Origin of the sequence: Clostridium tertium (assembly GCF_902652255.1) — a bacterium.
Lineage (GTDB): Bacteria > Bacillota > Clostridia > Clostridiales > Clostridiaceae > Clostridium > Clostridium tertium_A.
In genome coordinates this window covers 392156-405550 of the sequence record NZ_CACRTO010000005.1, presented here as the reverse complement: position 1 = coordinate 405550, position 13395 = coordinate 392156, and the positions used below count along the sequence as shown (strand labels likewise).

Here is a 13395-nt window from a genome sequence, read left to right as displayed (position 1 = left end):
AAGAGGGATGGATAAAGTAGAAGTGAATATTATTGAGCTTTTAGACTACTTAGAAGAAATATTAGACAATGCACCAAAGGTACCTATAACAGGAAAAAGTGTTGTAGATAAAAAGGATATTTTAGAGGTAATTGATCAAATACAAAACTATCTACCAGATTCAATAAGAAAAGCAGAATGGATAGTGAATGAAAAAGATAGAATTATAGGTAGTGCTCAAAAAGAATATGAATCTACTAAAACAGAAATCATGGAAATGATGAAACAAAATGTAGAAAACCATGATGTAGTTAAGGAGGCTAAAGCTAGAGCTAATGAAATAATTGCCCTAGCACAAAGAGATGCTAAGGCAATTAGATTAGGCTCTAGAGAATATTCTATTGAAATTCTATCTGAATTAGATAGGCAAATAGAAGCTAAAAAGGTTGAACTTATTGAAAGTATGCAGAAATCTTTTGAATCAGTAGCTAAAGAAATAGATGAAAGCTTAAGTAACACTGCAGCTATGATAAAAGAAAATATTTCTGAATTAAGAGGAATGTAATTTTACTTTTAATTTTTTGACTATAATAGTAAATATTAATGTGGTTGTTAAAATTATTAATATTGTAATAAAAGTTTTATAAGTTACAATATTGGAGTTATAACTGTAATTATTATTAAAGGTTGTAATTGAGTTTAAGATAACATTGCTAGATATAAAGGTTATTATAAAGCCTAAAATACCTTGTATAAATTTTAGAAAAATATATTTTTTAAAGTTGGGGTTATCTTTGCTAATGAAAGAAGCCACTTGAGCTATAATTGAAAGACTAGAAAAACATAGTATAAAGCTTATTAAGCTTAATTTTAGGCTTATTACTATATTAGTTGAAGCTATGATTTTAGCTCCGTTAGTAAATTCAATACTTCCAAGTAATAAAGTATAAAGTATTTCACTAGCGATATAAGAATAATTTGATAAATTAAGGAAAGCAGCGCTAATTAAAGTGTTGCTTTTTATTATGCTTATAATTACAGAAAACAGTATTACGAAGGCACTAATATTTAAGGTTGTATTAATTGCTCCTTCAATGGCGAATTTTAAATTCGCTCCAAAAGGTTTGTTTTCAAATTTGATATTTTTATCAGGCATAGTATTATAGTGAGTTCCTCTTCTAGTTATTAGCCCTATTATAATGATAGATAAATAGTTGGCAATAAGAAGTATATATCCATAAACTACATTGTTAAGCATAGCTACAGAAATAGATCCAAGAATAAAAATTGGTCCAGCATTAGAAGCAATATTTAATAATCTTTCATATTCTTTTTTATGTATAAAACCAAGATTATATATATCGGATGCATATTTAGCTCCAAGAGGATATCCACAAATAAAGCTTGCTACTATAGGAAAAGAACAGTTATTAGATAAACCAAGAGGTTTACATATTAAAGGACCTAATATTTTAGAGTATAAAGTTATACCATCATAGCATATTAGTAAATTACATATTACTGTAAAGGGGAAAATAGTAGGCAAAATTGCTTTAAAGGCTAGTTTTGCTCCATTCATTGCAGCTGTAATACTACTTTCTAAGTTAATTACGAATAATATTATAAATATACTAATTAAAAAACAAATAATATAATTTTTTTTGATATCGAGAAATTTTAATAGTAAAGCAATCAATAAAAAAATAAAAAGCCATAATATATAAATACTAAACATAGAAATTACCTCCTAAATATATATGTTTCAATACATAAGTTACACTTTAATGTTTTATAACATTTTAATTAAAAAACACTTTGCAAAGTAAATTACATAAATTGAAAGCATATATATTTTAATTCTTATATATTTATATTCATATGACTTTCTAATATTATTATTTTATAATAGGTGAAGTTAAAAAATCACTTAATGGATTATATCTGTTATTTAAAATAGAGTAGGCTTTGCTACTTTGTATATCTAAAGATAAAAGTGGATTACTATTATTTTTTTGTAGGTTAGTTATAATTGGAATACTTGATTTCTTTTTCATATCCTTTAATATAAGCTTTCCGGTATCATTGAAAGCAAGAACTCTAGCATAAAGGTTATTTTCATCAATTAATGATATAAAGTCATAATTATCTAAAGAAATAAATATTTGAGATAATATTCTAGAGATTTTTGTATAAGTATATCTCTTACTTTTTATATTCAAAATAAATTCATCGAGATTTTTGCTATTAATTATTTCTTTGATAATTTTATTATCTAACCCTTCTTTAATCTCTGAAATATTGTTAAAATTTATACAATTAGTTAATACTTTATATCTAATATATGGAAACATATCGTTTGAAAATACGAATGGATATTTAATATTTCTTAGGTTCTCTAAAATATCTATAGAAGGCTTTGGCATATATTTTTCTAAATTTTTTATAGATTTTCCATCCTTTAAATTATTTCTAATACTAGTTGCTGATGAAAAAATAGAGTTTAGTTCACTATCATTATAATTTGAGCCTTCTCTTTTTAAAGTCATTGGCTTTATGTTACTATTTAACTTTATAATTGCCTTAATATATTCAATTCCTAAAATATTATTTGAGGAAGAAAGAATAGTATTTAAGGATTCATCCTTTAAAGTTTCAACTAAAGCAATTTCTCTTGCCTTTACATAAGTTAATCCTTTTTCTAAATTTTTTTTAATAATTTCTTTGAATTCGTCACTTTCACAAGTTAAAACTTTGGCAATCTTATAAAGAGAATCTACATCACCGCATTCACTTCCGAAAAAAAGATTATCTACTACACCTATATTATTTAATATTGAAATAGAACCTTTAGCAAAAAATTCAGCTGAAGATAAAGCATAAAAAGTTGGAAGTTCAATTACTAAATCTACTCCATTTAATACAGCCATCTCTGCTCTTTTCCATTTATCTATAATAGAGGGTTCTCCTCTTTGGACAAAATTTCCACTCATAACACATACAATACCATCAGACTTTGTGTCTTTTTTGGCACAATTTAAATGATATAAGTGTCCATTATGAAAGGGATTATATTCTGTTATTATTCCTGTTATATTCATAAATACACTCCTTAATGGGAAATATAAAATTATTATATCATACTAAAATAATAATATAGCTATCTAATATATATGTTATAATTGAAGTAAAGTATTTTTCTGAATATTTATAATATAAAGAAATATAGCTTTTGTATTTTTTATGTTGAAAAATATAGGTACTTAGGAGTATATTAGTATATGAAGAAAAGAGCGTATCTTTTTTGAAAGGAGAAAAACGTTATGGAACTTATGAATAAATTATGGGATGCAGCGAAAGCTGATAGAAAAAGAATAGTTCTTCCTGAAGGCGATGAGGAAAGAACTTTAGTAGCAGCTGAAAAAATTCATGAGCAAGGTTTAGCTTATGTTATTTTAGTAGGAGATAAGGATATAATAGTTAATAAAGCAAAAGATTTAGGTGTTAATTTAGACGGAATTGAAATAGTTGACCCTAAAACTTCTGAAAGACTAGGAGTTTATGTAAATGAGTTTTACGAATTAAGAAAAAATAAGGGAATGACTATTGAAAAAGCTGAAAAAATAGTTAGAGATCCATTATATTTCGGAACTATGATGGTAAAACTAGATGATGCAGATGGTATGGTTTCTGGAGCCGTACATACAACAGGGGATCTTTTAAGACCTGGTCTTCAAATAATTAAAACAGCACCAGGAGTATCTGTTGTATCTAGCTTCTTTATTATGATGGTACCGGGATCTAAGTATGGGGAAGAAGGAATGCTTCTATTCTCAGACTGTGCAGTTAACCCAAATCCAACATACGAACAATTAGCTGCAATTGCTATTGCAACTGCAGATACTGCAAAGAACTTATGTAAGGTTGAGCCTAGAGTAGCAATGCTTTCTTTCTCAACTATGGGAAGTGCAGATCATGAAATGGTAGATAAGGTTAGAAAAGCAACTGAGCTTGCTAAGGAATTAAGACCTGATCTATTAATAGATGGAGAATTACAATTAGATGCTGCTATAGTAGAAAAAGTAGCTAGTCAAAAAGCACCTAATAGTAATGTAGCTGGTAAAGCCAATGTATTAATTTTCCCTGATTTACAAAGTGGAAATATTGGATATAAATTAGTTCAAAGATTTGCTAATGCAGAAGCAATTGGACCAATGTGTCAAGGTTTCGCTAAGCCAATCAATGATTTATCAAGAGGATGTAGTTCAGATGATATAGTGAATGTTGTAGCACTGACTGCAGTTCAAGCACAAAAATAATTATCCCCTAAGGAGGACGTAAACAAATGAAAGTATTAGTAATTAATTGCGGTAGTTCATCGCTAAAGTACCAATTAATTGATATGTCTACAGAGGAGTCACTAGCTCAAGGACTAGTCGAAAGAATAGGAATTGAAGGCTCTGTTTTAACACAAAAGGTAGAAGGAAGAGAAAAGTATATTATTAAGCAACCAATGAAAGATCATAAGATTGCAATTAAACTTGTTTTAGATGCCTTAGTAGATGATGTAAATGGTGTAATTTCTTCAATGGATGAAATTAGTGCCGTAGGTCACAGAGTAGTGCACGGTGGAGAAAAATATAAATCTTCAGTTGTTATAAATGATGAAGTGAAGAAGTATATAGAAGAATGTTTTAAATTAGCACCGCTACATAACCCTGCAAATATGATTGGGATATTAGCTTGTGAAGAATTAATGCCTAATACTAAGATGGTAGCTGTATTTGATACTGCGTTCCATGGAACAATGCCAGAAGAAGCATACCTTTATGCTCTTCCATATGACTTATATAAGAAGCATGGAATAAGAAAATATGGATTCCACGGAACATCTCATAAATATGTATCACAAAAAGTTGCAGAAGTTATGGGAAAAGATATCAAAGACTTAAAAATTATAACTTGCCACTTAGGAAATGGTGCAAGTTTAGCAGCGATAAAAAATGGTGAATCTATAGATACTTCTATGGGATTTACACCACTTGAAGGAGTTGCTATGGGTACAAGATCAGGAGTTATAGATCCTGCAATAGTTACTTTCTTAATGAAGGAAGAAAACCTAAGTATAGATGAAGTAAATGATTTACTTAATAAGCAATCTGGTGTTCTTGGAATATCAGGAATAAGCTCAGACTTTAGAGATATTGAAGATTCAGCTTTTAAAGAAGGTGTTCATAGAGCGAAGTTAGCTCTTTCAATATTTGAATATAAGGTAAGAGCTACAATAGGATCATATGCTGCTATAATGGGTGGAGTAGACGCTATCGTATTTACTGCTGGAGTAGGAGAAAATGGACCTGAAACTAGAGAGTCTATACTTAAGGGATTAGAGTTCCTTGGAGTTGAAGTAGATTCAGAAAGAAACAATGTTAGAGGTAAGGTAAGAGAAATCTCTAAAGAAGGATGTAAAGTGAAAGCTTTTGTAATACCTACTAATGAAGAATTAGTTATTGCAAGAGATACTGTAGAATTAACTAAGTAATTAATTATAAAGTGCATAATTAAAAGCGCAGTTTTTCGTTAAAATGCTTGACTTTTAATCATGCACTTTATATAATAAATTGTGTTTATTCGGCAAATATTTATCTAAGGAGTGAAATAAAGCTTAGCTCGAGCTATGTACTTATGTACATAATGTATCTTGTAAGATATGAGGATATGATCTAGAGCGATTACATATGATTATACAATTTTCAGATTTAATTTCATCTAAAAATAGAAAAAAAGAAATAAATGTAACATATGACTTAGAACCACTTTATTTTGATGGAGAAAAAATAGAAGCTGTAGAAGCTTTAAGTGTAGTTGGAAATATAACCTCTGTTGGAGATGTTTTAACTCTAAGAGCTTCAATAAAAACAAAACTAAATTTGAATTGTTCAAGATGCCTAGAGGCCTTTATCTATCCAATAGATATTGAAATAGAAGAAAGGTTTACAAATAATAAGGAACTTCAAAATGATGAGGAAATTATTTTTGTAGATAGTAATGTCTTAGATGTTACTGAGATAGTTGAAAATGTTATTATTTCAACCTTACCTATTAAGAGACTTTGCACAGACAACTGCAGAGGACTTTGCTACCAATGTGGTAAAAATCTTAACCAAGGTTCTTGTAATTGTATTACAAATGATGTAGACTTAAGACTGGCAAAGTTACAAGAGTTGTTTGGAAATAAGGAGGTGTAGTAATGGGAAATCCAGCGAGAAAAACATATAGAGCAAAGAGAGATTCAAGAAGAGCTCAAACTTTTAAGGCGAGCTTACCTGGAATAGTTGAATGTCCACAATGTCATGAAATGAAATTAGCTCACAGAGTTTGTAAGAATTGTGGCTTCTATAAAGGTAAAGAAGTTGTTGCTTCAGTAGAAGAATAAAGAAAGTCAAATGACTTTCTTTTCTTTATATATAGAGAAAAAGAGGTGAAAGTTTATGAAAATAGCTGTAGATGGAATGGGTGGAGATAATGCTCCTAAAGCTGTAGTAGAAGGAGTTATTAAAGCCCTAGGAGAATACAAAGGAATAGAGTATTTTATTACTGGACCAAAGGAACAAATAGAAGAAGAATTAAAAAAATATAAATATGATAGGTCTTTAGTTAATATAGTTGACGCTAGAGAAGTAATTTCACCAAATGAACATCCTGTAATGGCTTTGAAGAAGAAAAAAGATTCAAGTATCTATAAAGCTTTAAAGCTAGTTAAAGACAAAGAATGTGATGCTGTAATATCCGGAGGAAGTACTGGAGCCTTTTTAGCAGGTTGCACACTTGTAGTAGGTAGAATTAAGGGGGTTGAAAGACCAGCTCTTGCACCAATAATGCCAGGTAAAAATGGTAGCTTTATGATAGTTGATGCAGGTGCTAATGTTGATTCTAAGCCTAATTATTTAGTTCAATTCGCGAAAATGGGAAAAATATATTATCAAGGTGTTATAGGCAATGAAAACCCATCAGTAGGTCTTGTAAATATAGGGGCTGAAGAGGAAAAGGGAAATGAACTAACAAAGGCTACTTATAAGCTTTTAAAAGAAGAAAGTAACTTAAACTTTGTTGGTAATGTAGAACCAAGAGATACATCAAAAGGCGATATAAATGTTTTAGTTTGTGATGGGTTTGTTGGAAATACATTACTTAAGATGTACGAAGGGGTAGCATCTACGCTTTTAAGCATGATAAAAGATGAAATTTTATCAAGTGGATTAATGAGTAAATTAGGAGCAGGATTATTAAAGCCTGTTTTTAAATCTTTAAAAGTTAAGTTTGATTACAAGGAATATGGTGGAGCTCCTTTTTTAGGGGTAGATGGCATATGCATTAAGGCTCATGGTAGTTCCGATGGTAAAGCCTTTAAGAACGCTATTAGACAAACAAAAATCTTTTATGATAACGGTGTTTTAGAAAAAATTAAGTCAGAACTACAAAATAATATATAATTATATCATTCTGTATATTGACTATAGAAATAATATATAATATTATCTAAATGATGTTATATAGGAGGTGATTTAGATGTTTGATAAGGTTAAGGAAATTATAGCAGAAAAGTTAAGTATTAATGAAGATGATATAACAATGGATTCTTCTTTTGTAGATGATTTAAATGCGGACTCATTAGATTTAGTTGAGCTTATGATGGCTTTAGAAGATGAATTAGATACTGAAATCCCTGATGAAGAAGCTGAAAACTTTAAGACTGTTGGAGATGTAGTTAAGTTTTTAAAAAATCACGTAGAAGAATAATTTAATCCCGCATTAATGCGGGATTTTATATTTAAAATTTCAAATATAGTTTATTCTTGAATTTGCTCATTAGAAAGAAATTGGACAATAAAACAAGCAAATTGAAGAATGAACTTCGAGGAGATGGAGATATGGCGAAGTTTAATATTAAAGAAATAGAAGAGTATATTGGTTTAACCTTTAATGAGGAAAGGTTGTTAAGAACTGCATTAACACATAGTTCTTACGCAAATCAACATAGAGATGAAGAGTATAATGAAAGATTTGAATTTTTAGGAGATTCAATCTTGCAACTATGTATTACAGAATATTTATTTTTAAATTATAAAGAAAAAAGTGAAGGAGAACTTACTAAGATAAGAAGTTTAATAGTATGTGAAAACTCCCTTTATGAGATAGGAAAGAAATTAAACCTAGGGTACTTTATTAGAATAAGCAAAGGTGAAGAACTTACTGGTGGAAGAGAGAGAGTATCTATTATAGCAGATGCTGTTGAAGCATTGCTTGCAGCCATATACTTAGATAAGGGCTTAGAATTTGCAAAAGATTATATTCTTGGACATTTCAAAGAAATAATTGAGAAGGCAATTAATAATGATATTATTTTAGACTATAAAACAAAGCTTCAGGAAGAAATGCAAAAGTCAGGTGAAGTATCAATTGTTTATGAATTATTAAAGTATGAAGGACCTCCACATAGAAGAAAATTCTTTACTTCAGTAATAATTGAGGATAAAGAACTAGGTTATGGTGAAGGATATAGTAAGAAAGAATCAGAACAAAATGCAGCAAAATCAGCACTTAAGTCTTTGGAGGGATTAAATGAGTAAAAAGTACTATATTATTCCAATATTTATTTCTCACATAGGATGCCCTCATCAATGTGTATTTTGCAATCAAGATAAGATTGCAAAAGAAGTTGAAGATGAAGTTAAGGCAGAAGATGTAAGAAATATTATAGATGAATACTTAAAGACAATAGATAATAAAATTTCAACAGTGGAAGTATCATTTTTTGGAGGTACATTTACAGCAATTGATGTTAATAAGCAAAAGGAATTACTTGCCGTTGCTAAGGAATATAAAGAAAATAAATTAATACATAAGATAAGGATGTCTACAAGACCTGATGCAATTAATAGATATATTTTAGATTATTTAAAAGAATTTAAAGTTGATATTATAGAACTTGGTGTACAATCCTTAGATGATGAGGTTTTAAGACTTTCTGGAAGAGGTCATTCATCAGAGGATGTAAGGAAGGCTTCTAAGTTAATTAAGGAATACGGAATCACTCTAGGACATCAAATAATGCCAGGGTTACCAGGTGATGATTTTAATAAAGATATAGAAACAGCTAAAAAGTCTATTGAAATGAAGCCGGATATTTGTAGGATATATCCATCATTAGTTATTAAAGAAACACCTATGGCAAAAATGTATGAAAGAGGGGAATATAAGCCTTATACATTAGAAGAGGCTGTAGATGTATCTAAAGAGATATATAAGCTATATAGCGATGCTTCTGTTAAGATAATTAGAATAGGACTCCAACCAACGGAAAATATAACTTTAGGTAAAGATGTAATCGATGGACCTTTCCATCCAGCTTTTAGAGAATTAGTTGAAGGGAGTTTATTATGTGATAATATAAAAAACTCTATAGTAGCTAATAAAGATGTAATAATTGAAATTAACCCAAGAGATATAAGCAAGCTATATGCTAATAAAAAATATTATTATAATAAGTTAACAGAAGAACATAATGGTAAAATATTTGTAAGGCAAATAGAGAAGCAAAAAAAGGGTAAGATAAAGATTATAATTACTGAGAAAATAATAGATATGGAGTTATAAGGTAGGCTAGATTTTGTCTACCTTATATTGATATTTTATCATCAATGCTATAAACTAAAATAAGACAGGAGTGGTAATTGTGAAGAAGAAAACAAGACAAAAAATGATGTATATTGTTACGATAGCATTAGCTATTATGTTTTCACTTAGTTTATTAGTATCATTTATATAGATAAGGAGAAAATCTATGTTTTTAAAATCTCTAGAAATTAGAGGGTTTAAATCTTTTGCAGATAAGACCCAGTTAAAGTTTAAAAAAGGCGTTACTGCTGTAGTTGGGCCAAATGGTAGTGGTAAAAGTAATATTTCTGACTCTGTAAGATGGGTTCTTGGAGAACAAAGTGTAAAAACTTTAAGAGGAGGAAAGATGGAAGATGTTATTTTTGCTGGTACGCAATTTAGAAAACAAGTTGGACTAGCTCAAGTATCACTTACATTAGATAACTCAGATAATTCTTTAGATACAGATTACTCAGAGGTAACTGTTACTAGAAGAATATTTAGATCAGGAGAAACTGAATATTTAATAAATAACCAAAAATGCAGATTAAAAGATATTCATAGTCTTTTCATGGATACTGGTATAGGTAAAGAAGGGTATTCTCTTATTGGACAAGGTAAGATAGAAGCCATATTAAGTGGTAAGCCTGAAGATAGAAGAGCTTTACTTGAAGAAGCTGCTGGAATAGTTAAATTTAAAACTAGAAAAGAAGAGGCTGAGAAAAAACTTAATAATACGGAAGCTAATTTAGTAAGAATAAGAGACATAATTTCTACTTATGAAGAGAGAATAGAACCTTTGAAAGAAGAAAGAGAAAAGGCATTATTATATAATGACTATGCATCTGAACTTAAGGTTAAAGAAGTATCTTTATTAGTTAATAACATTAAATGTATTGATAAAGATATAGAAGAAATTAATGAAGTAATAAGATTGAAAAAATCTAATATAGAATCTAATAGACAAAAGTTAAATAGCGAGAAGCAAATTTTAATAGATATAGAAAAAGAAATCGAAACCTTAGAGAGTAAAAATAACGAGGAAAAGGCAGAATATTATACTAAAAAAGAAGAAGTGAATCAAAGTTTAAAAGATATTGAAATCTTTAAGGAAAGAATAAAAAATTATGAAGAAATAATTAATAAAGATTTACTACAAGTTAAGTCTTTACAAGAGGAAGTAAATAAATCAAGAGAAGAGAAGTTAATAATAGAAAAAGATCTTGAAGAAAAGATAAAAAAGCAAATAGAAGAAGAGGAATCAATTAAGTCTTTAGAGGAGAAGAGTAGTAGGTTAAATACTGAAATACAGGGATTAGAAGAGAAGATTCAAAGAATAAAAGAAGAAGAGTTTGAAATTTTAAGAAAAAGCTCTGAACTTAATAATAATATTTCTCTACTAACTAAGGAGATTAGCAGTAAAGAAGAATTAGGTGCTAATGGAGAAAATAGCCTTAAAGCTATCGAAGGTAATATAAGCATTAACCTAGCAACAATTTTAAGTATTAAAGAAAACATTAAGAACTTAAGACTTGAAAAGGATAACTTAGAAGAAGAAATTGTAAGAATTAAGAGAAATATTGCAGTTTTAAATACTAAAGGGAATAAAAAGGAATTATTAATAAAAGAATATTCAAGGAAAATAAACAATTTAGAAGGTAAATTTGGTACTTTAAAAGACTTAGAAAAAAGCTATGAAGGATATCAACTATCTATTAAAAGACTGATGGAAAGAATAGATTCAGGTGATATACCTTATGGAAGAGGAACTAAGGTTTTAGGTGAAATTTTTACAGTAGATAGAAACTTAGAAACTGCTATAGAAGTTGCTTTAGGTGGAGCTATATCTAACGTTATTACTGAAAATGAAAAAAATGCAAAGCTTTTAATAGAATATTTAAAAAAGAATTCTTTAGGAAGAGCAACCTTCTTACCTTTAAACATAATAAAGGGAAATAAAATTAATATTCCAAGGGATATATTAAATATTGAAGGATATTTAGGTATTGCATCTGAATTAATACACTATGATAGTATTTATAAAAATATTATGGATTATAGTTTAGGTAAAACTATAATAGCAAAAGATATGGATGCTGCTTTAATTATCTCAAAAGCTTGTGGTTATAAATTTAGAATAGTTACTCTTCACGGAGAAGTAATTAGCCCGGGTGGTGCATTAACTGGGGGAAGTATATATAAGAAAAATAACTCAAGTATCTTAAGCAGAAAAAGAGAGTTGCATGAACTTGAAGATTCATTAAAAGAAAATAAAGAGTTGTACACCTTAGAAGTTAACGAATTAACTAAGATTAGAGAAGAAGTGAAGCTAATTGATGAGGATATATTAAATAAAAGTGATGAAGTTCATGAAAAGGTTATTGAGATTACTAGATTAGAAGGTGAAGTAAGAGCACTTGAAAATGAAAGCTTAAAACTTAAGAATTCTCTAGAAATCTCTAAAAAAGAACTTTCTATAAATAAGGAAACTTTAAATAAGTTAATATTAGAAGTTAAGAGTAAGGAAGAAGCTCTTTCTAATTTAAAATTAGAAAATGAAAATAATAAAGAAAAGGTTATAGTTATGAAAAATGACCTTTTAGAAATGAAGAATTCATACAATGATGCTAAGGATGAAAGTATAAGGATTAAAATTAGCAAAGCTAAATTAGATGAGATAGTTTATGGCAGACAAGTGGATATTAAGAGAAAAGAGAGAGAAGAAATAGAAAAGCAGGATAGAATTATTTCTCTTAAAAAAGATAATGAGGAAAAGAATAATAGTATAAACTATCTAAGAGATGAGATAGAAAAAAATATTGTAATTATAAACAATATAAATTCTAGGCTTAAGGATCTTGAAGAGATATTTAAATATGATGAAGCAAAGAGAATAACATTAAAAGATAAGTTAAAAATAAAAGATGTAGAGACAAATAATTTAATAGAGGAAATAAGATCTTTAGAAAATGAATTAAATAAAAAAGAAATTTCCTTTGCAAAATTAGAAAGTGAAAGGGAAGGCTATTATTTTAGACTAAATGATGAATTAAACTTAACTTTAGCTGAGGCTATTGAACTTGCAGTAGAAATTACTAATATTCCAAAGACTAAAGATGAGATATTTAAATTAAAAGCTAAAATTACAGCCTTAGGAACGGTTAATTTAGCTGCTATATCTGAATATGAAGAGGTAGTTGAAAAATACAACTTTATGTCCACTCAAGAAGATGATTTAAATAAAGCAAAAGAAGAACTTTTAAAAGTAATTAACGAAATGACTGTAAATATGCAAGAACTCTTTAGAGAAAATTTTAAAATACTAAATGAAAACTTTAGTGAAACATTTAAAGATTTATTTAAGGGAGGAACGGCTGAATTAATATTAGGAGAAGGGGATGAACTTACTGCAAATATTGAAATAAATGTTCAACCACCAGGTAAAAAGCTTCAAAATATTAATTTAATGTCTGGGGGAGAAAAAGTTCTCTCAGCAATTGCGTTATTATTTGCAATTTTAAAGATGAAGCCTACTCCATTCTGTATTTTAGATGAAATTGAGGCAGCACTAGATGATGCTAATGTTTATAGATATGCAGAGTTTTTAAAGGAATTCTCAGAAAACATACAGTTTATAGTTATTACACACAGAAAAGGAACTATGGAGGCTAGTGATGTTATGTATGGTGTCACTATGGAAGAAAAAGGTGTATCTAAAGTAGTTTCTGTAGATTTAAGTAAAAGTAATTAGGAGGCTTATTA

At 28.7% G+C, this 13395-nt stretch carries 12 protein-coding genes; 10 read left to right on the top strand and 2 right to left on the bottom strand.

All coding sequences use genetic code 11. From position 1 onward, the window contains the following. Window positions 1-7 precede the first annotated feature (7 nt). Complete coding sequence (locus tag GPX08_RS01875; RefSeq protein ID WP_156624834.1) at window positions 8-544, top strand: ATPase; 537 nt, start codon at window positions 8-10, stop codon at window positions 542-544. Here the strand turns inward: GPX08_RS01875 and ylbJ are convergent. Together ylbJ and GPX08_RS01865 are read right to left on the bottom strand one after the other, a co-directional pair. Next, a complete protein-coding gene (gene ylbJ, locus GPX08_RS01870; protein ID WP_156624832.1) occupies window positions 530-1714 on the bottom strand; it encodes a sporulation integral membrane protein YlbJ in 1185 nt (394 codons plus the stop codon). The two genes, GPX08_RS01875 and ylbJ, sit on opposite strands and share 15 nt — an antisense overlap. A gap of 160 nt (window positions 1715-1874) precedes the next feature. Continuing rightward, on the bottom strand, window positions 1875-3077 hold the full coding sequence (locus GPX08_RS01865) for a nucleotidyltransferase (protein ID WP_156624829.1): 1203 nt from the start codon (window positions 3075-3077) through the stop codon (window positions 1875-1877). Between the two features lie 222 nt (window positions 3078-3299). Between GPX08_RS01865 and GPX08_RS01860 the strand changes: the two genes are divergently transcribed. From GPX08_RS01860 to smc, 9 genes are all read left to right on the top strand, one after another. Beyond that, window positions 3300-4295, top strand: coding sequence for a phosphate acetyltransferase (locus tag GPX08_RS01860; RefSeq protein WP_156624826.1), 996 nt, complete (start codon window positions 3300-3302; stop codon window positions 4293-4295). A 26-nt stretch (window positions 4296-4321) separates the two neighbouring features. After that, window positions 4322-5518 carry an acetate/propionate family kinase gene (locus GPX08_RS01855; protein WP_156624823.1) on the top strand — a complete coding sequence of 399 codons (1197 nt, stop codon included), beginning with the start codon at window positions 4322-4324 and terminating at the stop codon, window positions 5516-5518. A gap of 196 nt (window positions 5519-5714) precedes the next feature. Further along, window positions 5715-6224 carry a DUF177 domain-containing protein gene (locus GPX08_RS01850; protein ID WP_156624820.1) on the top strand — a complete coding sequence of 170 codons (510 nt, stop codon included), beginning with the start codon at window positions 5715-5717 and terminating at the stop codon, window positions 6222-6224. 2 nt (window positions 6225-6226) lie between these two features. Further along, window positions 6227-6412, top strand: a complete 186-nt coding sequence (gene rpmF, locus GPX08_RS01845; RefSeq protein WP_136004818.1) for a 50S ribosomal protein L32 — start codon at window positions 6227-6229, stop codon at window positions 6410-6412. 55 nt (window positions 6413-6467) lie between these two features. After that, window positions 6468-7469 carry a phosphate acyltransferase PlsX gene (gene plsX, locus GPX08_RS01840; protein WP_156624817.1) on the top strand — a complete coding sequence of 334 codons (1002 nt, stop codon included), beginning with the start codon at window positions 6468-6470 and terminating at the stop codon, window positions 7467-7469. A 76-nt stretch (window positions 7470-7545) separates the two neighbouring features. After that, a complete protein-coding gene (gene acpP / locus GPX08_RS01835; protein WP_156624814.1) occupies window positions 7546-7776 on the top strand; it encodes an acyl carrier protein in 231 nt (76 codons plus the stop codon). A 131-nt stretch (window positions 7777-7907) separates the two neighbouring features. Beyond that, window positions 7908-8606, top strand: coding sequence for a ribonuclease III (locus GPX08_RS01830; RefSeq protein ID WP_156624811.1), 699 nt, complete (start codon window positions 7908-7910; stop codon window positions 8604-8606). Further along, complete coding sequence (locus GPX08_RS01825; RefSeq protein WP_156624808.1) at window positions 8599-9633, top strand: radical SAM protein; 1035 nt, start codon at window positions 8599-8601, stop codon at window positions 9631-9633. The genes GPX08_RS01830 and GPX08_RS01825 overlap by 8 nt, the downstream gene beginning before the upstream one ends. 187 nt (window positions 9634-9820) lie before the next feature. Further along, complete coding sequence (smc, locus tag GPX08_RS01820) at window positions 9821-13384, top strand: chromosome segregation protein SMC (RefSeq protein WP_156624806.1); 3564 nt, start codon at window positions 9821-9823, stop codon at window positions 13382-13384. Window positions 13385-13395: the final 11 nt, after the last annotated feature.